Annotated in this window: 18 protein-coding genes; 12 read left to right on the top strand and 6 right to left on the bottom strand. The window is 58.4% G+C overall.

Features of this window, described 5'->3' with window-relative positions:
• Positions 1-88: 88 nt before the first annotated feature.
• Positions 89-2,095: a methyl-accepting chemotaxis protein gene (locus AB5Z05_RS19505; RefSeq protein ID WP_368152828.1), complete on the bottom strand. Its 2,007-nt coding sequence runs from the start codon at positions 2,093-2,095 to the stop codon at positions 89-91.
• A gap of 193 nt (positions 2,096-2,288) precedes the next feature.
• A complete protein-coding gene (locus tag AB5Z05_RS19500) occupies positions 2,289-3,584 on the bottom strand; it encodes a hypothetical protein (RefSeq protein ID WP_368152827.1) in 1,296 nt (431 codons plus the stop codon).
• A 251-nt stretch (positions 3,585-3,835) separates the two neighbouring features.
• Between AB5Z05_RS19500 and AB5Z05_RS19495 the strand changes: the two genes are divergently transcribed.
• The 7 genes from AB5Z05_RS19495 (at position 3,836) to AB5Z05_RS19465 (ending at position 12,059) form a co-directional block, all read left to right on the top strand.
• Entirely contained in the window at positions 3,836-4,219 is a 384-nt protein-coding gene (locus tag AB5Z05_RS19495) for a Rid family detoxifying hydrolase (RefSeq protein WP_064340989.1), read from the top strand.
• 22 nt (positions 4,220-4,241) lie between these two features.
• Positions 4,242-5,531, top strand: a complete 1,290-nt coding sequence (locus tag AB5Z05_RS19490; RefSeq protein WP_368152826.1) for a serine dehydratase subunit alpha family protein — start codon at positions 4,242-4,244, stop codon at positions 5,529-5,531.
• Between the two features lie 64 nt (positions 5,532-5,595).
• The gene (locus AB5Z05_RS19485) at positions 5,596-6,249 is read left to right on the top strand and encodes a transcriptional regulator (protein WP_005334376.1); all 654 of its coding nucleotides are present in this window, start codon (positions 5,596-5,598) and stop codon (positions 6,247-6,249) included.
• A 154-nt stretch (positions 6,250-6,403) separates the two neighbouring features.
• Positions 6,404-6,991, top strand: a complete 588-nt coding sequence (locus AB5Z05_RS19480; RefSeq protein WP_236353417.1) for a histidine phosphatase family protein — start codon at positions 6,404-6,406, stop codon at positions 6,989-6,991.
• 323 nt (positions 6,992-7,314) lie between these two features.
• Positions 7,315-8,940 carry a methyl-accepting chemotaxis protein gene (locus tag AB5Z05_RS19475; protein ID WP_368152825.1) on the top strand — a complete coding sequence of 542 codons (1,626 nt, stop codon included), beginning with the start codon at positions 7,315-7,317 and terminating at the stop codon, positions 8,938-8,940.
• Positions 8,941-9,227: 287 nt separating this feature from the next.
• On the top strand, positions 9,228-10,421 hold the full coding sequence (gene fabV / locus AB5Z05_RS19470) for an enoyl-ACP reductase FabV (protein ID WP_368152824.1): 1,194 nt from the start codon (positions 9,228-9,230) through the stop codon (positions 10,419-10,421).
• Positions 10,422-10,583: 162 nt separating this feature from the next.
• Entirely contained in the window at positions 10,584-12,059 is a 1,476-nt protein-coding gene (locus AB5Z05_RS19465; protein WP_263716769.1) for a YfcC family protein, read from the top strand.
• Positions 12,060-12,122: 63 nt separating this feature from the next.
• Here AB5Z05_RS19465 and AB5Z05_RS19460 read toward each other — a convergent pair whose 3' ends face one another.
• Positions 12,123-13,337, bottom strand: coding sequence for a pyridoxal phosphate-dependent aminotransferase (locus tag AB5Z05_RS19460; protein ID WP_005334367.1), 1,215 nt, complete (start codon positions 13,335-13,337; stop codon positions 12,123-12,125).
• A 381-nt stretch (positions 13,338-13,718) separates the two neighbouring features.
• Between AB5Z05_RS19460 and AB5Z05_RS19455 the strand changes: the two genes are divergently transcribed.
• Together AB5Z05_RS19455 and aqpZ are read left to right on the top strand one after the other, a co-directional pair.
• Positions 13,719-13,931 (top strand): DUF1653 domain-containing protein, encoded by a 213-nt coding sequence (locus tag AB5Z05_RS19455; RefSeq protein ID WP_005334366.1) that lies wholly within the window; start codon positions 13,719-13,721, stop codon positions 13,929-13,931.
• A gap of 270 nt (positions 13,932-14,201) precedes the next feature.
• Positions 14,202-14,891: an aquaporin Z gene (gene aqpZ, locus AB5Z05_RS19450; protein ID WP_005334357.1), complete on the top strand. Its 690-nt coding sequence runs from the start codon at positions 14,202-14,204 to the stop codon at positions 14,889-14,891.
• 92 nt (positions 14,892-14,983) lie between these two features.
• On the opposite strand, the gene AB5Z05_RS19445 is transcribed toward aqpZ, so the two are convergent.
• Positions 14,984-15,721, bottom strand: coding sequence for a lytic transglycosylase domain-containing protein (locus AB5Z05_RS19445; protein ID WP_368152834.1), 738 nt, complete (start codon positions 15,719-15,721; stop codon positions 14,984-14,986).
• A 340-nt stretch (positions 15,722-16,061) separates the two neighbouring features.
• On the opposite strand from AB5Z05_RS19445, the gene AB5Z05_RS19440 reads away from it, so the two are divergent.
• Positions 16,062-16,502: a GNAT family N-acetyltransferase gene (locus AB5Z05_RS19440; RefSeq protein WP_041980377.1), complete on the top strand. Its 441-nt coding sequence runs from the start codon at positions 16,062-16,064 to the stop codon at positions 16,500-16,502.
• A 5-nt stretch (positions 16,503-16,507) separates the two neighbouring features.
• On the opposite strand, the gene AB5Z05_RS19435 is transcribed toward AB5Z05_RS19440, so the two are convergent.
• Entirely contained in the window at positions 16,508-17,050 is a 543-nt protein-coding gene (locus AB5Z05_RS19435; RefSeq protein ID WP_368152823.1) for a DUF1439 domain-containing protein, read from the bottom strand.
• Between the two features lie 97 nt (positions 17,051-17,147).
• Between AB5Z05_RS19435 and cls the strand changes: the two genes are divergently transcribed.
• Positions 17,148-18,629 (top strand): cardiolipin synthase, encoded by a 1,482-nt coding sequence (gene cls / locus AB5Z05_RS19430; RefSeq protein WP_201950165.1) that lies wholly within the window; start codon positions 17,148-17,150, stop codon positions 18,627-18,629.
• Positions 18,630-18,736: 107 nt separating this feature from the next.
• Complete coding sequence (locus AB5Z05_RS19425) at positions 18,737-19,999, top strand: YdgA family protein (RefSeq protein WP_265062517.1); 1,263 nt, start codon at positions 18,737-18,739, stop codon at positions 19,997-19,999.
• 79 nt (positions 20,000-20,078) lie between these two features.
• Here AB5Z05_RS19425 and purU read toward each other — a convergent pair whose 3' ends face one another.
• Positions 20,079-20,915, bottom strand: coding sequence for a formyltetrahydrofolate deformylase (gene purU, locus AB5Z05_RS19420; RefSeq protein WP_005344188.1), 837 nt, complete (start codon positions 20,913-20,915; stop codon positions 20,079-20,081).
• Positions 20,916-21,042 lie beyond the last annotated feature (127 nt).

Genomic DNA, 21,042 nt, shown 5'->3' with positions numbered 1-21,042 from the left:
GGATGATCCGAGCAACCGAGATGTTGTGGGCAGGGGCGAGACCGGGATAATGTCGGGCTCACGTTGAGCCCGGCTTGTCAGCGCTCTGTTACAGCACGAAGCTCTGTACCATGGCGCGCAGTTGTTCGGTGAGCTGGTGGATCTGGCGGGCGGCATCGCGCGCCTCGTTGGCGACCTGCAGCGCCTCGTCACTGCCATCGGAGATGCGCACCACGTTGCGTTCGATCTCGTTGACCACGGCGCCCTGCTGCTCGATGGCGCTGGCGATGATGGCGTTGGTATCGACCATTCGATCCACCTTCTCGGTGATGGCGCCGAAAGCCTGTTTCGCCTCCTGCGCTAGCCCGACCCCCTCCTGCGCTTCATGGCTGGCCGCCGACATGGCGGTGACCGAGGCGCGGGCGCCGGATTGCAGCTGTTCAATCATCTGCTGGATCTCGACGGTAGCCCCCTGGGTGCGGTTGGCAAGAGATCGCACCTCGTCGGCCACCACCGCAAAGCCGCGACCCTGCTCACCCGCCCGGGCCGCTTCGATGGCAGCGTTGAGGGCCAGCAGGTTGGTCTGTTCGGCGATGCCGCGGATCACGCTGATGACGCCGCCAATCTGGCTGCACTGCAGCTCCAGTTGACCAATGCTCTCGGCGGTGCGCAGTACTTCGCGGTTGATATGGTCGATCGCCTTGATGGTGCGATCGACCACGGCCTCGCCCTGACCCACCACCTGCTGGGCTTCCTGAGTCATGCGGGCAGCCTGCAGGGCGTTGCCCGCCATGTCTTGTGACGTGGCGGCCAGCTCCTTGATGGCGGTGGCGACCTGATGGGTCTCCCCTTGCTGATCGGCAATGACCTCCTGCGAGCGGCAGGTGCGCGCTTCGATCTCGGTAGCGCTCTCCACTACTGTGACGCCGTTTTCCCGTACCTGCCTCATCAGGGTGCGCAGGGTCTCCAGGGTGACGTTGTAATCCCGGCTGATGGCGGCCAGCTCATCCTGACCGACAATCTCGATGTGCTGGCTGAGATCCTGGGCGTTGACCCGGGCGGCGATCTCTCGTACCCGGCCAACGGTGTCGCGCAGGGAGAGATAGGCACCGATCATCAGGTAGAGGTAGAGCAGCAAGCTGACGGTCAGCGGCGCGGTGACCCACCAGAAGTGGCGTTGGTTGGCGGCCAGCCGCTGATGCAGGTCGGCCTCCAGCCGCTGGCGTACCTGGCCTGCCAGTGCGGTGATGGCCTCGTCCATCTTATCCCCCAGTGCTTGCACCTCCTTGGTGGAGAGCTGCACCAGCTGATCCTTCATCATCTTGTTTTCAATGGTCTCGACCCCCTGACGCACCAGCTGTATCAGAGCATCGGTCTGCTGACCCAGCTCGGCGCGGTAGGCCGGTTCAATCTGGTAGAGCAGGGTCAGATCGGCCTCCAGCTCCTGCAGGGTGGCGCTGATAAGATCAAGACGAAAACGCAGGCCGCTGTAGCCCTCGGCCTGAAACAGGCCGAAATCGGCGATGGTGGCGGCGCGATCCCGCACCTGAGCCAGCAGGTCGCGCAGTTGCGGCAACCGCTCACTGGCGAGGATCACCATGTAGTAGGTACCGAGCGCCGGATCCTGGATCAGGCTGCTACTGGCGGTAATGTGCTTGTAGAGGTGGCGCACCTCGGTCAACAGCTTGTCGTGGCGCAGGTTGCTCTGCTCCACTTCCAGCTTGCCCGCTTCACTCTGCAGGGCGGCCCAGCCCTGCTGGATCACCTCAAAGGAGGGGGTGTTCTGGCGGGTGTCGGCAAAGGCTTGCAGGCTCTGATCAACTGTTTGTGCGGCTGCCTTGACCTGATCATCACCGACCGGATCCACTTCATAGGCGTGACGGGTTACCAGATTGCGATGGGTGAGCAGGGCTTGCTCGATAGCGGGCACGGGGGTGAGATTGACCACTCCCGCCAGCTCGCGGTTGGCCTGGACGTTGTCATCCTGCAGCCGCCCCAGCAGATTGGTCATGCTGTAGGCCAGTGGCAGTAGCATCAGGCAGGACCAGAGCAGGAATTTGTATTTGAAGGAGAGCTGATTGCCCAGCCGGATGGCGGGGTTGAAAATCCATTTCATGTTAAGCCTCGATACCTGAGTGCAGGCGTGAGTCGTGTTGCCTGAATAGTACTCCGAGCGGCCTCCCTTGGGTGATGGCCGGTTGCAAGTTGTGATCCCCTTGGCTTTTTACTTTCGGGCGGAGGCGCGGTCAGCCGCACCAATAGAAAACGGGCCACCCGAAGGTGACCCGCGGTCGATAAGGGGAAACCGATCAGTTGAACGCCAGGAAGGGCGAGACACAGAGCAGCAAGCCGGTGACGATGATGATGTAGAGGGTGGTGCCCTTGTACTTGTGCAGCGCCGGTACCTGATAGACCAGATAAGCCGGGATGAGGCAACCCACCATGCCGAAGATGGGGCTGCAGATGGAGGTGAAGCTCAGTACCGGTGCGTTGAGCACGATGGCACCCCAGGAGAGCATGACGGTAAACACCATGATGCCCTTACCCACCAATCCTTTGTTGATGCGGTTTTCCGGCAGCACCCGGCGCAGCAGGTTCATTGCCAGCCCCTGACAGGCTTCACGAAAGCCCAGATAGACGCCGAAGTAGGCGGTCATTACCGCAAAGATATTGAGGGTCAGGCTCAGGAGCTTGAGGGTCTGGCCGGGCATCCCCTGGGCTACCATCGCCAGCGCGGAGATGTTCTCCTCGGATGCTTTAACCGCCTGATCGTGGCCCATGGCAAGAGTGAAGGAGACCGCGTAGAAGAACACCACCACGAACAGGATGCCGAAGGCGATATTCATGGCGCGCATCGCTTTGAAGCGGGCCACTTCCAGCGACTTTTCCCGCGAGCGGTAGGAGATCACCATGGGGCTCAGGCTCTGGATAAAGAGGATGGAGGTGAGGGTGAAGGGGAGCATGATGATGGCATCCTTCATCCAGTCACCGGCGGCGGGCATGGCGGTGATGTTGGCCGCATCCCACTTGTCCACCATCATAAGGCCGAGCACTGCGACCACGCTGATCTTGGTCAGCACCATAAAGGTGGAGATCTTGAACAGCAGGTTTTCGCCGCGCGAGGCCAGGGCCACCAGACCGCAGATCAACACCAGACCGTAGAGCGGGTTTTCGGAGAGCAGGCTGTCGGTGACGCCGAAGCTCTGCAGGAAGGAGGCGCTGTCATTGGTGATGGCGGTGGAGTAGACGAAGACCCAGATCACCAGCATCACGAAGTAGAGCGCGCCGAGCAGCACACCCCAGTTCTTGCCAAGGTAGCCGGTGATGACGCTGGGGTAATCCTTGCACTCCGGCGAAGTGGCCAGGGTGTTGATAAAGAGGCGCTGGAACATGTACATGGCGGGGTAGCCGATCACCGCCGAGAGCAGAAAGACCCACAAGCCCATCAGACCCACCTGTACCGGCAGGAAGACGATCCCCGCGCCGATGGCCATGCCGATGCTCATGATGATCCAGCCCCAGTCGGTGCTGTCGAAGCGAACCGCTTCTTTCCATTCCAGCGTGCCCATCACGGGGCTGGCGAGTGTAGTGCTATGCGCGTCCATTAAAACCTTCTTTTTTGTAGGGATGTGGGAAAGCGGCGCAAATATAGTTGAATGAAACTATCATAAACAATGCCCATAAGAGTACTTTTGTTCAAATCAGGATGGTGATCACGGTTTATATTGAGGCCGAAAGGTGCCTTTAAACGCCATTTTTGTATCTTTTTGTTGAATGGATAAAATAAAAAGCAAATAATGTTGAACGGAATGAGATTCATGATTGCAAAAAAAATTGCACAAACAGGAGTGGCTATATGAAACGCATCATCACAGCAGCAGCGGCACCTGACGCTATCGGTCCCTACAGCCACGGCACTGCCTATGGCAACCTCATCTTTACCTCCGGTCAGTTGCCGGTCTGCAAGCAGCAGGGTGGTGTGGTGGAAGGGGGGATTGCCGCCCAGACCCGCCAGTCACTGGAAAACCTGAAATCCGTGCTGGAAGCCGCTGGCGGCTCGCTGGATACCGTGCTCAAAACCACCTGCTACCTCGCCGAGATCAGCGATTTTGCCGCGTTCAACGAGGTCTATAAAGCCTATTTCCAGAAAGATTGTCCGGCGCGCAGCTGCTTCGCAGTGAAGGATCTGCCGATGGGCGTCAAGGTTGAAGTGGAAGCGATCGCCCATATCGCTCGTTAATGCTGATAAAAAGGTTCAAGTGATGAAACAAGCGTGGCAGCAGTATCTGCAGATTATTCAACAGGTTGTCAAACCAGCGCTGGGTTGTACCGAGCCAATCGCCGCCGCCTATGCCGCAGCGGTCGCCGTCCGGCAACTGGGGGGTGAGCCCGGTCGCCTCGAGGTTGCGGTGTCGGACAACCTCTATAAAAACTCGATGGGTGTCTATGTGCCGGGCACCGGCAAGATCGGTCTGGCCATTGCGGCCGCGGCCGGTGCCATCGGCGGCAACGCCGATGCCGGGCTGGAGGTGCTGGCTGCGATCCAGCCAGCACAGGTGGATCGTGCCCAGCAGCTGATCGATGCCAGCAAGGTGCAGGTGAGCCGCACCGCCGCCCCCGAGTTTATCTTCTGCCGCGTGACCGTTTATGGCACTGATGACAAGGGTGAAGAGCACAGCGCCGAAGTGACCCTGTGCGGCGGCCATACCCGCATCGTCGAGCAGCGCCGCGATGGCGAGGTGACCTTCACCGCCGATCAGAGCCAGGGTGGTGCAACCGGTTCCATCTGCGATGGCGTCGATATCAGCATCGCCGCCATCTACGAGTTCGCTACCCAGGTGGAGTTCGATCAGATCAGGTTCATCCTCAAAGCTTCCGAGCTCAACGGCAAGCTCTCTGCCGAGGGGATGAACAACCCCTATGGTCTCGAGATCGGCCGCACCATGCAGCAGAACATCGATGCCGGTCTTATCGGCGAGGATGTGATGAACCGCATCGTGATGATGACGGCGGCTGCCTCCGATGCCCGGATGGGGGGGGCGACCCTGCCAGCCATGAGCAACTTCGGCAGCGGCAACCAGGGCATTGCCGCCACCATTCCGGTGATGGTGATTGCCGAGCGCTTTGCGGCCAGCGAAGAGCAGCTGGCTCGCGCCCTCATCATGAGCCATCTGGGCGCCATCTATATCAAGTCCCACTATCCGCCGCTGTCGGCCTTCTGTGGCAATACCGTGACCAGCGCGGCCGCCTCCATGGCCATGGTCTATCTGGCGGGCGGCAGCTTCGAGCAATCCTGCTTCGCCATCCAGAATGTACTGAGCGACAGTGCCGGCATGGTGTGCGACGGGGCGAAGGCCTCCTGCGCCATGAAGGTGAGTACCTCCTCCGGCGCGGCGGTGCGCGGTTTCCTGATGGCCCTCAACAGCCACTCGGTGTCGGGGCAGGGGATCGTCGCAGGTGACGTGGATCAGACCATCCGCAACGTCGGCCAGATGGTGAAGGAGGGCATGTCTGCCACAGACAGCACCATTATTGATATCATGTCCGCCTGATGTCCCTGTCGGTTGCTGCCCGGCGTCCATTGTCCGGCAGCAACCCTTGCAAGAAGGTCCCATTGTGAAGCTGCAAGAGTTGAGTCCGAGCGATTTTGAGATCCTCAAGTCGATGGAGAACATTGTGGACGGCATCGCCGCCATGTATGGTCAGCACACCGAAGTGCTGCTCCACAGTCTGGATGCGCGCAATCCCTCGATCGTCAAGATTGCCAACGGCCATATCACCGGCCGCAGTGTCGGCGCCCCCATCACCAACCTGGCGATGATGAAGCTCAAGAGCGGGCAGGATATCTCCAGCCCCTACATGACCAAGTGTGCCACCGGCAAGACGCTGCGCTCCATCACGACCGTGATCCGCAACGGGGAGCACAGGGCCATCGGGTTGCTCTGTATCAACAGCGACATGGATGCCCCGCTGCAATCCGTGCTGCGCACCATGATGCCGGAGTGCATGCATCCCCACGAGAGCCATGCCACCCCGGAGGTGTTCGCCCGCAACATCGACGAAGCGCTCAACAGCACCATCGACACCGTCAGTGCCGAGGTGCGCGGCAACGAGGCGGTGCCTCCGTCCCAGAAGACCCGGGTCATCGTCAACCAGCTGCACGACATGGGGATCTTCGAACTGAAAGACAGCGCCCAGATTGCGGCGCGCCAGCTCGGGATCTCGGTCCACTCCATCTACCGCTATCTGCGGGAGATCAAGAAGGGCTGAGCCGACACACTCTGGCCAAATTGGCAGCAAACGGGTCAACCCTGACCCGTTTTTTACGCCCGTTTTAGCCTCTCTGTTTGGGCCATCCTTCGGGCTCATCTGCTATCATCTTCCCCCTTTATTTTTCTATCTCTTTGAACGTGCTGGAGAAATCATGTCTCGACTCATCTATCTGCTGCGCCACGGCCAGACCCGCTTCAATGCCGAGCAGCGTCTGCAGGGGCGTTGCAACTCCGATCTGACCGACAAGGGTGAGGCGCAAGCCATCGCCATGGGGCGGCGCCTTGCCGCCGAACTGGCGGATCCCGCCCGCTGGACCGTCTATGCCAGCCCGCTCGGTCGCGCCCGTCAGACTGCACTGCTGGTGTGCGAGCAGTTGGGACTGACGGCAGATCGCATCGTCTGGGACGATCGGTTGATGGAGCTCGGTATGGGGGAGTGGGAGAGCTGCCAGATCCCGGTGCTGCGGCTCGCTCATCCCGAGCTCGATACCGGCAAGGGGGACTGGTATCTGCAGGCACCGGGGGCCGAGAGCTTCGAGAGTATTCAGCTCCGGGCACACCAGTGGTTGCAGGATCCTGCCATTGCCGAGCGGGCCATCGTTATCTCCCACGGCCTGCTCGGTGCCATGCTGCGTGGCGTCTATGCCGATCTCGACTATGAGGCGACCTGGTCACAGGAGTTGCCCCAAGATGCCTTCTATAAGCTGCAGGATGGCCACATCACTCGCATTGCTTGCTAGTTTCGTGGACGTTGCCGCCATCAGTGCATGGACGATGCAGGCTGCAACGCGCTACGGATTTTGCTTTGCGAAGATTAGACATCAACGAAATGATGAATAGACTCAAAAAGCGCATTATCAATAAGGGCATTAGCCCTTCTTCTGCGGTGATGTGTTTAAGGTCTGGTTTTGCGAACAGGTTGCAACTTGCATTGCACTATGGTGCACAGACCGCGCTTTTTAATGAGGTAAGCGGGAGATTGTATTGAAATGAGTGGTCGCGTGATGCTTGGTGTATCAATTGCATATTAAACGACCAGTGGCCTGAGTATGAGGACGACACCATGAAAGGGATCTCGGTTCGTAGCAAATTATTGATGCTGGTTGTGGTACCGCTGTTTTGTATGATTTTGCTGTGCACTCTCTCCCTTTGGGGGATGCGCCTGATGAATCAGGCTGCCCATCAGGTGAATGAAGAGGAGGTGCAGCAGTTATCCGAACTGAAGCTGATTTCAGACTTGTATGCGGTCAGTGTCGTTGATGCGATCAATAAAGCGCATGTTGGCTTAATCACCCGTGAAGAGGCAAAACGTTCCGTTACTGAAGCGCAGTTAAAAGCCGCAACGGAATGGAAGCGTTACATGGCCCAGAAGATGTCTGCGGAAGAGCGGGCGATAGCGGAGTCTGCCCAGGTATTGATGAACAAAGCCGACATTACACTGGATAGTATTAAGAGTGATCTTTCATTAAAAGCGCCTCTTGATAAGGCAATTCATCAGTTATACAGCACGGTTGATCCTTTTAATGAGGAGCTGGGCAAGCTGGTTGAACTCCAGCTGAGATTTGCAGATGAGCATGTTGGTACCCTGGAAAGTCTGGCCGTTGATTTTTCATTTGCCTTCCTCTCCATCACCGGGATTGCCCTGTTCGCTTTATCCGTGCTGGGGATCTGGATTTTTCGCGGGATCAGTCAACCGCTCACCGCTTTGCGCAGAGCACTTTACAAATTGCAGCATGAGCAGGATTTGACCGTCAACGTCCCCGTCATTCGGGAAGATGAATTGGGGCAAGTCGCACGGGCGCTGAATGATATGGTTAGCCATTTCCGCAGATTGATTGGCGAAATGGATGACGTGGCCGAACAGTTATCGACAGGCGCCGATGCACTGAACGAGCTGGGGCTAACCAGTGCAGAGCAAATGGCCCAGCAGCGTCTGGAGACAGATCAGAGCGCTGCGGCGATGAATGAGATGAGCGCAACGGTTAACGAAATCGCCCAGAATACAAATAGTGCTGCAATTGCCGCCCGTCAGGCTGAAAACAAGGCAGAAGAGGGGCAAGCGGTTGTCAAGGAGACCATTGGGAATATGGCTCTGCTCTCTGGTCAATTGCAAAATACATCCACTGTGCTGCAAAACCTGGCTATCGAAAGCAATAACATTACTCAGGTGATGGGGGTTATTCGCTCGATTGCCGAACAAACCAATTTACTGGCACTGAATGCGGCAATTGAAGCCGCCAGAGCGGGTGAGCAGGGGCGCGGTTTCGCGGTGGTGGCTGATGAAGTCCGGGTACTTGCTCAGCGCACCCAAAACTCTACCGGAGAAATCCAGAACACCGTCAATCGCCTGCAACAGAATGCAACTATGGCTGTTGATAGTATGAATATCGGATTATCTGAAGTGGAGAAGACGAATACCCTGATGCTGACGTGTGGTGTCTCTTTGGAAGAAATTGTGAGTGCGGTGGATGATCTGAATAATCTCAATGTGCAGGTCGCCGCTGCAGCCGAAGAGCAAAGCAAAGTCACCGAAGAGATGACGCGCAGCATGGTCAATATTGCCGATATCGCAGTACATACCTCGGACTCGGCAGCCCATGTATCGGCCAAGTGTCAGCGTCTTGATGAGATGGCCAAGTCAATGAGAGCACAGATTAATCATTTTAAATGGCGCTCACATGCCGCTTGATATAGTTCGATGACATTACCCCTAGGCCCCGAGAGTTCGGGGCCTTTTTGTATCATGTTGGTCGTACTGCACCTGCGTTGAAACATGTTATCGACTTCCATATATATGGGGAGATTAATTACCGGACTGATGAAGTGACGCTTTCCGAAAAATTGTGCATTTTTGACGGCAGCCGTCACCCTGGATGGCCATTTTTGCCGCAGTTCAACACATCAGAGCACCTTATCGCGGCAAGATGAGGTATCTTATGCCCCGATTTCATCCATTAAACGGATCCGAGACCCCATATGATCATCAAACCCAAGGTTCGCGGCTTTATCTGCACCACCACTCATCCGGTCGGTTGTGAAGCCAATGTTCGTCGCCAGATCGCTTATACCAAGGCCAAGGGCACCATCGAGAATGGTCCCCAAAAGGTGCTGGTGATCGGCGCTTCCACCGGTTATGGCCTGGCCTCCCGGATTGCGGCTGCCTTCGGTAGCGGCGCCGCCACCCTCGGCGTCTTCTTTGAAAAAGCGGGCACCGAGTCCAAGACCGGTACCGCTGGCTGGTACAACTCTGCCGCCTTCGACAAGGCAGCTAAAGAGGCGGGCCTCTACGCCAAGAGCGTCAACGGCGATGCCTTCTCCAACGAGTGCCGTGCCAAGGTGATCGAGCTTATCAAGCAGGATCTGGGTCAGATTGATCTGGTTGTCTACTCCCTGGCCTCTCCGGTGCGCAAGATGCCGGAAACCGGCGAAGTGGTGCGCTCTGCCCTCAAACCGATCGGTGAGGTCTACACCACCACCGCCATCGATACCAACAAGGATCAGATCATCACCGCCACCGTCGAGCCGGCTAACGAGGAAGAGATCCAGAACACCATCACAGTGATGGGCGGTCAGGATTGGGAGCTGTGGATGGCTGCCCTGCGTGATGCCGGTGTGCTGGCTGACGGCGCCAAGTCCGTGGCCTACTCCTACATCGGTACCGATCTGACCTGGCCAATCTACTGGCATGGCACTCTGGGCCGCGCCAAGGAAGATCTGGACCGCGCCGCCGCCGCCATCCGTAGCGATCTGGCTGCCAACGGCGGCACCGCTCACGTGGCCGTGCTCAAATCCGTGGTGACCCAGGCTTCTTCCGCCATTCCGGTGATGCCGCTCTATATCTCCATGGCCTTCAAGATCATGAAGGAGAAGGGCATTCACGAGGGCTGCATGGAGCAGGTGGATCGCATGATGCGCACCCGTCTCTACACCTCCGACATGGCGTTGGACGATCAGGCTCGCATCCGCATGGATGACTGGGAACTGCGCGAAGATGTGCAGCAGACCTGCCGCGACCTGTGGCCATCCATTACCAGCGAGAATCTTTCCGAGCTGACTGACTACACCGGCTACAAGCAGGAGTTCCTGCGCCTGTTCGGTTTCGGTCTGGATGAGGTCGATTACGATGCGGATGTAAATCCGGATGTGAAATTCGACGTGGTCGAGCTCTGAGTCTGACTCAAGTGAAAACAGGGCCCCGCGGGGCCCTGTTTTTTTGGCAAACATTCCGCTAATTTGCGGAATTTTATTATCAGCGATCACCTTTTTCCCATATCAAACCCGCTAGTCTTGCGCTGATCGGATCACAGACGGCATTGCCGAGGTACGGAAGCTATGACCACTCCAAACGAGGCGCCCAAGAAGCGCCAACTCCCCACAGTTTATACCCTGCTTTTCATCATCATCGCCCTGATGGCCGCCCTCACCTGGGTGCTGCCAGCGGGCAAATATGACTATGTCACCGCCAAGACCCAGCAGCCGGTGGCGGCAGCGGCCGTGGCCGATTACAGCGGCGACGAGCGGCTGTTGCCGGTGCCCGGCAGCTACACCGAACTCCCCTCCCACCCGCAGGGGGTGTTCGAAGTGCTCAAAGCTCCCATTCAGGGCTTTCACAAGGCGGCCGACGTGGCGCTGTTCGTGCTCATCATCGGTGGTTTTCTCGCGGTGACCATGCAAAGCGGTGCGCTCGATGCCGGGGTGGGGGCCATTGTGCGCGGCTTTGCCGGCCGTGAGCGGCTGCTTATTCCCGTACTGATCGCCCTGTTTGCCCTCGGCGGCTCCACTTTCGGCATGGCGGAGGAGACGGTAGCTTTCTGGGCGCTGATCGTGCCGGTGATGATGGCGGCGGGCTTCGATCGCATGGTGGCGGCGGGGATCATCCTGCTCGGCTCCGGGGTCGGGGTGCTCGCCTCTACCGTCAACCCGTTTGCCACCGGCATCGCCTCCGGTTTTGCCGGTATCCCCATCGGTGAGGGGATTGGCCTTAGGGTCATCCAGTGGCTGCTGCTGGTGATCTTCGCCTCCTGGTTCGTGATGCGCTACGCCAAGCAGGTGCAACAGGACAAATCCCGCTCTGTGCTGGCCGACATCACCTATGACGACGAGTTCTCCCAGATGAAGAGCGGCAACCTCGCCTTCACCGGCAAGCAGAAGCTCACCATGCTGGTCTTCTTCGGCACCTTCCTGCTGATGATCTATGCGGTGGTGCCCTGGTCCGATTTGGGGATCGACGTGCTGCCCACCTTTGGCTGGTGGTTTGACGAGCTATCCACCCTGTTCTTTAGCGCCTCCATCCTGATTGCGCTGATCAACCGGATGCCGGAATCCAACTATGTGGCCACCTTCCTGAGCGGCGCTCGGGATCTCATCGGGGTGGCACTGGTGGTTGCGGTGGCGCGCGGCATCTATGTGGTGATGGAGCAGGGCGTCATCATCGACACTATTTTGCACTGGGCCGAAGGGCTGGTGAGCGGGCTCTCCTCGTCGGTCTTCATCCTGATGGCCTATCTGGTGCACATCATCCTGAGCTTCTTTATCCCCTCCACCTCGGGGCTGGCGACTGTCTCCATGCCGCTGATGGGGCCGCTGGCGGACTTCTCCGGCATCTCCCGGGATCTGGTGATCACCGCCTATCAGTCCGCCTCCGGCTGGATCAACCTGTTCGCCCCTACCGCCGCCCATCTGGTGGCAGGTCTGGCGCTCGCCAAGATCCCCTACGATCGCTTTGTGCGCTGGGTGTTGCCCTTTATCATCGGTGTAGCCCTCATCACCATGGCTGTGCTGGTGGCAGGTGCCCTGCTGCACGGCTGATGGCACGGATACAACGACAGATAACAAAAAGGCTCCCGCGGGAGCCTTTTTCATGAGCTTTGCTTACTGCTTGTAGCCCTTGAGGAAGCGGGCGAGGCGGCCGATGGCATCTTCCAGCTCCTCTTCGCGGGGCAGGAACACCAGCCGGAAGTGATCCGGTGCCGGCCAGTTGAAGCCGGTGCCCTGTACCAGCAGCAGCTTTTCCTGTTGCAACAGGTCGAACACCATCTTCTGATCGTCGCGGATGTCATACACCTTGGGGTCGAGGCGCGGGAACATGTAGAGCGCCCCCTTGGGTTTGACGCAGGAGACCCCGGGGATCTCGTTCAAGAGCTCCCACGCCTTGTCCCGCTGCTTGCGCAGGCGACCGCCCGGCAGGATCAGCTCGTTGATGCTCTGATAGCCACCAAGGGCTGTCTGGATAGCGTGCTGCATCGGCACATTGGCACACAGCCGCATGGAGGCCAGCATCTCCAGTCCTTCGATATAACCGCGGGCACGGCCTTTGGGGCCGGTGATGACCATCCAGCCCTGACGGAAGCCGCAGGCGCGGTAGGCCTTGGAGAGGCCGTTGAAGGTCACCACCATCACATCGTCACACAGGGTGCAGACGCTGGTGTGGGAGATATCGTCGTAGAGGATCTTGTCGTAGATCTCGTCGGCGAAGATGATGAGGTTGTGCTGGCGGGCGATCTCGATCACCTCCAGCAGGAACTCGCTGCCGTAGACGGCGCCGGTCGGGTTGTTGGGGTTGATCAGCACCAGGCCGCGGGTGCGCGGGGTGATACGGGCGCGGATGTCGTCGAGATCCGGATACCAGTCAGCCCCTTCGTCGCAGCGATAGTGCACCGCATGGCCACCGGAGAGAGTGACGGCGGCGGTCCAGAGCGGGTAGTCGGGGGAGGGTACCAGCATCTCGTCGCCATTGTTGAGCAGCGCCTGCATCGCCATCACGATCAGCTCGCTGGCGCCATTGCCTATGTAGATGTCGTCGATATCGACCTTGCGCATCCCTTTTTGCTGGTAGTACTGCATCACCGCTTTACGGGCAGAGAACAGCCCCTTGGAGTCGCAGTAGCCTTGGCTCAGCGGCATGTTGAGGATGACATCCTTGATGATCTCTTCCGGCGCATCAAAGCCGAACGGGGCCGGGTTGCCGATGTTGAGCTTGAGAATGCGGTGGCCTTCGTCTTCGAGACGGCGAGCCTCTTTATGCACCGGGCCGCGGATGTCATAGCAGACATCGTCGAGCTTGTGCGACTTGTCGATTGTGAACATGGTGACAGTGATTCCTTCCCCACAGGGACGCGTTGGCGAAAAAGGCGATTTTTAGTATCAAATTTCTTTTCCCCTATTCTTCACAGAATTGAATGCTAGAACAATCCTCTTTTTAGAAGAATTCCCTGATTTTTAGCCCTAAAACAGGGTTGCTAGAGCGTTAAATTCAGCACGATCTTTGGTGCTAACCAAGGTTAACTAGTGAAACATGGGGAACGAATTAACAAAGCTGCCTGACTGTGTTGCAATATCCGGATCCTGTGGCACGATTGGCTTGTGTAAAAAATCGTCTTCGTCCCCCTTTTCGATGAGTTGAATGGCACTCATGGTGTCATCTTTATGTGGTTCGCTCATCGGTGTTCACTTCTGCGAGGTTTTCCCATGCAAGCACCCGTTCCAGGCCGCTATCGTCACTTCAAGGGGGGTTACTATCAAGTGCTTGCCCTGGCTCTGCATACCGAAACCCAGGAGCAGCTGGTCATTTATCAATCCGAGCAGGATGGTCAGGTCTATGCCCGTCCCGTCGCCATGTTTATGGAGTGGATTGAGCATCAGGGGCAGGTTGTCAGCCGTTTTGCCCCTGCAGGAGACTGACCACGCCTCCGTTTTTATCGTTCAAGGGATGAGCACTCGAGCTAAATGGTGTCACAAGTTGTCGCATGACGCCCTTGGGTATGAGATGTGCAGCCGGCTGTCTTAATGATAAATCCCTTATCTAATCAACAAATTGTGACGAATATCACATTCAGTGAGCCCTGCCTGCCGGGTTCGCAATCTGGGCTCACACTCCCATAATGCTGCGCTTGTTCAAGCATGGGCCCTTCTCGGGTCTTGTTCGGTGTTATCTCAAATGGGAGAAATAATGTGAAACCTGTTGCTGCTGAGTTTATGGGCACTTTCTGGCTGGTATTGGGCGGGTGCGGCAGTGCCGTGCTGGCTGCAGCCTTCCCTCACGTCGGGATTGGTCTGCTGGGGGTCTCGCTGGCTTTCGGTCTGACTGTGCTGACCATGGCGTTTGCCATCGGCCATATCTCCGGTTGCCACCTCAATCCGGCCGTGACCGTCGGTTTGTGGGCGGGTGGTCGTTTTCCGGCATCCGGTGTACTGCCTTATATCGTGGCGCAAGTGTTGGGTGGCATTGCCGCCGCTGCCGTGCTTTACGTGATTGCCAGCGGTCAGGCCGGGTTTGATCTCTCTGCCGGTTTTGCTTCCAACGGCTACGGTGAGCACTCTCCGGGTGGTTACAGTCTGACTGCCGCACTCGTATGCGAAATGGTGATGACCGGTTTCTTCCTGTTCGTCATCATGGGCGCCACCGATAGCCGTGCGCCTGCCGGTTTCGCGCCGATCGCCATCGGTCTGTGCCTGACCCTGATCCACCTCGTCAGCATTCCGGTGACCAATACCTCGGTCAACCCGGCCCGCAGTACCGGTGTTGCGCTGTTTGTCGGTGACTGGGCTATCAGCCAGCTGTGGCTGTTCTGGGTTGCCCCGATTGTCGGTGCCATTCTGGGTGCGCTGGCTTATCGCCTGGTGGCGACTGAGCAGAAGTAATCATTTGCGAAACAAAGTGTGGTATCGACACGCCTGCGGGCGTGTTTTTTGTTTCTGGAGGGGCGAGAAAAGAGCATTAACCGAGGCTAACCTCAGAGCCCTTTGGCCTGCAGCATCTCTTTGTAGCGCAGGTGGAGGAGCTGGACGCGCTCCACATAGGCACGGGTTTCCGCATAGGGCGGGATACCGCCATGTTTTTGTACGGCGCCCGCGCCTGCGTTGTAGGCCGCGGTCGCCAGCGCCACGTTGCCGTCATACTGCTTGAGCAGTCCCGCCAGGTATTTCACCCCGCCGAAGATATTCTGCTCCGCCAGCAAGGCATTGCCGACCCCCAGCTCCCGCGCTGTGGCGGGCATCAGCTGGGTCAGCCCCATCGCCCCCTTGCGGGAGACCGCCAGTGGATTGAAAGCCGATTCGGCGTGAATGAGCGCCCGGATCAGCGCCGGCTCAACCTGATAGGTCTTTGCTGCTGCTTTGATGGTGCTGGCATAGTCATAGAGAAACAGTCCTGTGGTCTGCCAGTTGACGCTGGATTTGGGGTCGCAGGCGAAGCAGTCGTTGAACAGCAGCAGTTCGTAATGGCCCTGTTCGGGCGCCATGTCGGAGTAGCGAACCACCCCGTTTTGCTGCACCGATTTATAGACCTGGATCTGCTTCTTGCCGTTGGTGGCGACTGCCGCTGTTTGAGCGGTGTCGGGTTGTGAGGAAGGAGTGGCATCTTTGCTCGGACGCAAGGGGGAGGGAGCGGCGGTCAGGAAGATCACCTCCGCGGGGGGGGGAGTCTGGCTCCATCCGATCAGGGGGATCAACAACATATGGCCTGCCAGCATCCATGCTTTCAACCCTGATACTCCTTCTTGTGATGACCATGTTGAGTAAAGCATCATGACGAGGGCAGAACAAGCGGCCAACAGGGGGCAAATGATCCGATTCGGTGACCGGGATCAAAGTATCCGCCGCAATAAAGGATTGTCATCATAAAGCACGGTTTTGGCAGTCAGGCGGTGGGTCATGGCTTCTTCCACCGGGTAAGCAAGCTGCCCATGACGTCCGCTTTTTTGTTGACGAAAGGCATGCTATCGTGCTGGCGTCATGTGGTCGGATTAGCGCACCGTATCTGGCACTAATAACTGATTATCAAAGGATTTGTCTGTGACAAGCAAGCTGGCGATGGAACTCACTTTCGAAGAGTACTGCGACGCCGACCTCTCCCTTATCAGGGACTATTACGAGACGACGTTTTCCCACTATGTGCCGGACTTGGCCGAGCGGATCTTTGTCGTACGTGATGCTCACTGGCTGGTGGGGGCGGTTCGGTTGCGGGACGAGGAGGAGTTTTACCATCTGTGCGGCTTTCGCCTGTTGCCCCACTACCAGTCGCTGGGATTGGGGTCACGGCTGCTGCAGCACGCCTGTCACGGTCTGTTGGACAAACCTGTGGTCTGTCAGGCGCTGCCCTTCGAGAAGCCTTTCTATCTCAAGGCCGGGTTTGCCGATATGCCCCTCAATCAATTGAGCGGGTCGCTTTTCTCCCTCTACGAGCGGCAGCAGCAGCAGGGTTATCAGGTGGAGCTGCTGGTACGGGATACCACCCAGCCCCTCCTGAATTGAGCGGTTTAGCGGGGTTTGGTCAGTAGGTGGATCTTGCCTAGTGACAGCTCCAGCCCCAGCAGATTCTCCTTCAGCCAGGCCTGATCCGGATCCTTGTCATTGAGTTTGTAGACCGGTTTGGTCTCGAGCCGCTTCTCCATGCTCTGCAGCAGCATGTTGAGCATCAGCCCGAACTTCTTCTCGGCCGCTTCCGGCTCCAGCTTGTACTCCACCAGCTTCATGTTATCGAGAAACAGCGCGCTCTGACTCTTGTCATAGCGGGGCCTCGCCTCATAGGTCATCTGCAGGCGGGCGTCATATTCGGTATTGTCTGGCAGGGCGATTTTGAGCTTGCCCTTGCCATAGACCCGGGCGGTATCGGGGCGTTGGCGACCGATCTGGACGTCGCTCTGCTCAAGCGTCACATGGGCCTTGATGATGCCCGGCAGCTCCAGCTGTTTGTCGACTTGCACCTGAGATTGCAGGTACTGGTTTATCTGTTGCTCATTGATGTCATATGAGCCTTGGCCTAGCATGGCCAGGCTGAGCAGCATAGATTGCAGGATCATGCGTGCGACCTGATAGAATGGATTTGCCTTACAGCATACCATCCCGGCCGGTTGGGGTCTGCCCACCGCGCTGTTTGTCGATTAGAAGGAGCCCCCGTTGTTTAACGGTCTGGAACACGATCTTCAACTGCTGTTTTCCCGTTTTCTGGGTTGGCTGCTACTGCTTTTTCATACCGTGATTGTCACCGGTGTGTCGTTTCGGGTGGTGATGAAACGCCGTCCCATCGGGGTGTCGCTGGCCTGGCTGGCGCTGATCTATGCCATTCCGTTTGCCGGGGTGGGCTTCTATGTGCTGTTTGGTGAAATAAAGCTGGGGCGCCGTCGTGCCGAGCGCGCCCAGGCCATGTATCGCCCTTATGCGATCTGGATCCGCCAACTGGCCCGTCTGTTCCCGCAGCACTGCTGCGAAGTGGGTGCCAAGGCACAGCCGCTGCACGATCTCATCCAGGGACGGCTCGCCATGCCGATGCTCTCCGGCAACCGCATGACCTTGCTCAACAAGCCGGACTGGATCTTGCGCGAGATTGCCCAGGATATCCGTCGCTCGACGCTCTCCTGCTATCTGGAGTTCTACATCTGGCATCCGGGCGGCGATGCCGACGAGGTGTGCGAGGCGCTGATTGAAGTGGCGCAACGCGGCGTGGATTGTCGCTTGCTGCTCGATTCGGTGGGCAGCAAGCAGTTCTTCCGCTCCCACTGGCCCAAAAAGCTGCGCAAGGCGGGGGTCAAGCTGGTGGAGGTGCTGCCGGTCGGCGCCTGGCGCATTCTGTTCCAGCGTCAGGATCTGCGGATGCACCGCAAGCTGGTGGTGATTGATGACAGGGTGGGTTACACCGGCTCCATGAACATGGTGGATCCCCGTTTCTTCAAGCAGGATGCAGGGGTCGGCCAGTGGGTCGACATCATGATCCGGGTGCAGGGGCCCATGGTGCCGCTGATGTGGTCGATCTTTGTCTGGGACTGGGAGATGGAGACCGGCGAGCGGCTGCTCGACAGTCTGCAGCATGAGCCGGAGGCCTGGCCCCAGACCAACTACCGCGCCCAGCTGATCCCGTCCGGCCCCTTCGTCGGCGGCGACTGCATCCAGCAGAGCCTGCTGCTGGCCATCTATCAGGCCCGCAGCCATCTGGTGCTGACGACCCCTTACTTTGTACCCGACGATCCGCTGGCGGCCGCACTCAGTTCGGCGGCGGCGCGCGGGGTGCAGGTGCAGCTGGTGTTGCCGGCACGCAATGACTCCATCATGGCCAATTACGCCTGCAACGCCTTTATGGAGGAGCTGCTGGCGGCCGGGGTGGAGATCTACCGCTACGATGCCGGTCTGCTCCATACCAAGAGCGTGCTGGTGGATGATGACTTCGCTCTGGTGGGGACGGTCAATCTGGATCGGCGCAGCCTCTGGCTCAACTTCGAAGTGACCCTGTTGGTGGATAACCCCTCGTTCGTGGCCCAGATGACCCGGCTGGTACAAAGCTATATGGCGGAAGCCACCCCGATGACCCTGGCCCAATGGCAGGCCCGCCCCTGGTACAAGAAGGCGATGGAGAACATCTTCTATCTCTTCAGCCCCTTGCTGTGATGTTGTGGCGAGCCGCAAGAAAGTGGACTCGCCATCTGATTGGACTTGCCTAGCCCCGAGTCCGCCCCGTAGAGTGCAGTGACAACTCCCTGGAGACACATGGATATATGAAAAAGATAGTGGCCCTCGCCGTGGGTGCGGCACTGGTAGGTGGTGGTCTGGCTGCGTGCTGGTACACGGGCAACAGCTTCGACAACATCATGGCGGAGCAGATCGCCAAGGTAGAGCAAGAGACCGGTATCGACATGCAGTGGCAGCCGGGTAGCAGCAACCTCTTCACCCGTGACGGGATCCTGAAGGTCGTGGTGACGCCGGAGGAGCTGGCTGCCATTGACAGCGAGCTGGAGGGCAGTCAGCCCATCGAGTTGCAACTGGTGGTCAAGAGCCAGATCCTGCCGCTCTACATCAAGAGCCACTTCCTGCTCGATACCCATAATGGCACTCTGGCGCCAGTCTTTACCGCACTGGGCATGGAGCAGTGGGAACTCGGTCTGGAGTCGGTCACCAGTCTCTGGACCCAGGGTAACAGCAGCCGTTTCTGGGCCAATGAATTCAAGATCAAACAGGGGCTGGACGAGTTCAGCTTCCTGCCCCTGAGCGGCGAGTTCCACGGCAATCTGGAGGGGAATGGTCACCTCACCATGACCTGGCAGGGGATGACGGTTCACGAAGAGCAGAGCAAGATGGACTTGGTGCTGGCCGATCTGAAAGGGAGTGCCGACATTGCCGAGATCAGCGGTGTGCTCCTCTCGCCCCAGAGCGAGATGACCCTCTCGGCCCTCACGGTACAACTGCCTGACAGCGTCAAGGTCGCCCTGCAGGGGATGACAACCGAGACTCAGTTGACCGGCGATGATGCCCAGACCCTCTCCAGCAGTTATCAGATGAAAATTGCCAAGCTGGATCTGGAGAACGAGACCGACACCCTGGCGGTGACCGACAGCAAGTTGGCGCTCAACCTCAACGGTCTGGATCTGGAAGGGTATCAGGGGCTGCAGGCCGCCGGTGGCAAGGGGGTTGAAGATGCCGCCATCCAGCAGGCGCTGGACAAGATGCTCAAACGTGGCGCGACCCTTGAACTGGCCGATCTCAGCGCCAAGCTCAACGGTGAGGCGGTGACCATGAAGGGGGACGTGAAGCTGGCCTCCACCTCGCTGGAGCAGCTGTTCAACAGCGACGCGGGCATGCAGGCCCTCTCCGGCATGCTGCATGCCAGCCTCAGCGACAAGCTGGGCAAGGCGGTGCCGCAACTGGCCCCCATGCTCGATCAGCTGACCCTGATGGGTTATCTGAAGGCCGACAAGCAAGCGCTGACCTCCGAGCTGAAGCTGGAGAAGGGCGCGGTGACGGTAAACGATCTGCCGCTCTGACACTCGGCGCAGAAACAACAACGGCTCCCGCGGGAGCCGTTGTTGTTTCTGGCGTTGGCATACGGGCCGTGTGGGCGAATTACTTGAAGACCACCGTCTTGTTGCCGTAGACGAACACTCGCTCGTTCAGTACCAGCTCCAGCGCGCGGCTCAGTACCGATTTCTCCACATCCCGACCCGCCTTGGCCATGTCGTCCGCACTGAAGGCATGACCGACGTGGATCACGTCCTGTTCGACGATGGGGCCTTCATCCAGATCGTCGGTCACGAAGTGGGCGGTGGCGCCGATCAGCTTGACGCCGCGATCAAACGCCTGCCGGTAGGGGCGGGCACCGATGAAGGCGGGCAGGAAGGAGTGGTGGATGTTGAGGATCTTGCGCGGGTAGGCCTCGACGAAGCTCGGGGTCAGCACCCGCATGTACTTGGCCAGGATCACATAGTCAGGCTCATAGCTGTCGATGATGGCGCGAACCTGCTCCTCATGCTCTGTCCGGCTCAGACCCTCGTGACTGACGGTGTGGAACGGGATATCGAACTTGCCGGTGAGCTCGGCCAGGGTGTCGTAGTTGCCGATCACCGCGACGATATCCATATCCAGCGCGCCCGCGTAGTTCTTCATCAGAATATCGCCGAGGCAGTGGGTCTCTTTGGTCACCAGAATGACGATGCGCTTCTTGCCCGCCTTGACCAGACGGCGCTGGGCGCCGGTGGGCAGGGCATCATCCAGATCCGCCAGCAGGGTCTCGTCGTTGAAGCGCCCCTCCAGCTCGGTACGCATAAAGAAGCGGCCATTCTCGTGATCCACAAACTCATCGTTCTTGATGATGTTGAGCTGGTGCTTGTAGCAAATGTTGGTGATCTTGGCGATGAGCCCTTTGGCATCCGGGCAATCCGTGAGCAGTATTTTCTTTTCCATCTCTGTCATTTTCCGTTTGTGGTGTTGGCGCTGCTGTCTGCGCCGGCAGCGTTGTTCAGGCTCTCTTTTCGGGCCCTGTTTTTTTGTTTCGGGAACTATGCCATAAACCGATCCGCGCCATAAAGAA

Origin of the sequence: Aeromonas sp. R2-4, from assembly GCF_040908365.1 — a bacterium.
In the GTDB taxonomy this organism is placed as follows: domain Bacteria; phylum Pseudomonadota; class Gammaproteobacteria; order Enterobacterales; family Aeromonadaceae; genus Aeromonas; species Aeromonas veronii.
This window is presented reverse-complemented; position numbering and strand designations above follow the sequence as displayed.

Excerpts from the sequence above, each read along its gene's own strand:
- AB5Z05_RS19435 (WP_368152823.1), bottom strand. The coding sequence starts at position 17,050 with ATGATCCTGCAATCTATGCTGCTCAGCCTGGCCATGCTAGGCCAAGGC.
- AB5Z05_RS19455 (WP_005334366.1), top strand. The coding sequence starts at position 13,719 with ATGCAAGCACCCGTTCCAGGCCGCTATCGTCACTTCAAGGGGGGTTAC.
- AB5Z05_RS19480 (WP_236353417.1), top strand. The coding sequence starts at position 6,404 with ATGTCTCGACTCATCTATCTGCTGCGCCACGGCCAGACCCGCTTCAAT.
- AB5Z05_RS19505 (WP_368152828.1), bottom strand. The coding sequence starts at position 2,095 with ATGAAATGGATTTTCAACCCCGCCATCCGGCTGGGCAATCAGCTCTCC.
- AB5Z05_RS19495 (WP_064340989.1), top strand. The coding sequence starts at position 3,836 with ATGAAACGCATCATCACAGCAGCAGCGGCACCTGACGCTATCGGTCCC.
- AB5Z05_RS19475 (WP_368152825.1), top strand. The coding sequence starts at position 7,315 with ATGAAAGGGATCTCGGTTCGTAGCAAATTATTGATGCTGGTTGTGGTA.
- AB5Z05_RS19440 (WP_041980377.1), top strand. The coding sequence starts at position 16,062 with ATGGAACTCACTTTCGAAGAGTACTGCGACGCCGACCTCTCCCTTATC.
- purU (WP_005344188.1), bottom strand. The coding sequence starts at position 20,915 with ATGGAAAAGAAAATACTGCTCACGGATTGCCCGGATGCCAAAGGGCTC.
- AB5Z05_RS19500 (WP_368152827.1), bottom strand. The coding sequence starts at position 3,584 with ATGGACGCGCATAGCACTACACTCGCCAGCCCCGTGATGGGCACGCTG.
- AB5Z05_RS19490 (WP_368152826.1), top strand. The coding sequence starts at position 4,242 with ATGAAACAAGCGTGGCAGCAGTATCTGCAGATTATTCAACAGGTTGTC.
- fabV (WP_368152824.1), top strand. The coding sequence starts at position 9,228 with ATGATCATCAAACCCAAGGTTCGCGGCTTTATCTGCACCACCACTCAT.
- AB5Z05_RS19425 (WP_265062517.1), top strand. The coding sequence starts at position 18,737 with ATGAAAAAGATAGTGGCCCTCGCCGTGGGTGCGGCACTGGTAGGTGGT.
- AB5Z05_RS19445 (WP_368152834.1), bottom strand. The coding sequence starts at position 15,721 with ATGCTGGCAGGCCATATGTTGTTGATCCCCCTGATCGGATGGAGCCAG.
- AB5Z05_RS19460 (WP_005334367.1), bottom strand. The coding sequence starts at position 13,337 with ATGTTCACAATCGACAAGTCGCACAAGCTCGACGATGTCTGCTATGAC.
- AB5Z05_RS19465 (WP_263716769.1), top strand. The coding sequence starts at position 10,584 with ATGACCACTCCAAACGAGGCGCCCAAGAAGCGCCAACTCCCCACAGTT.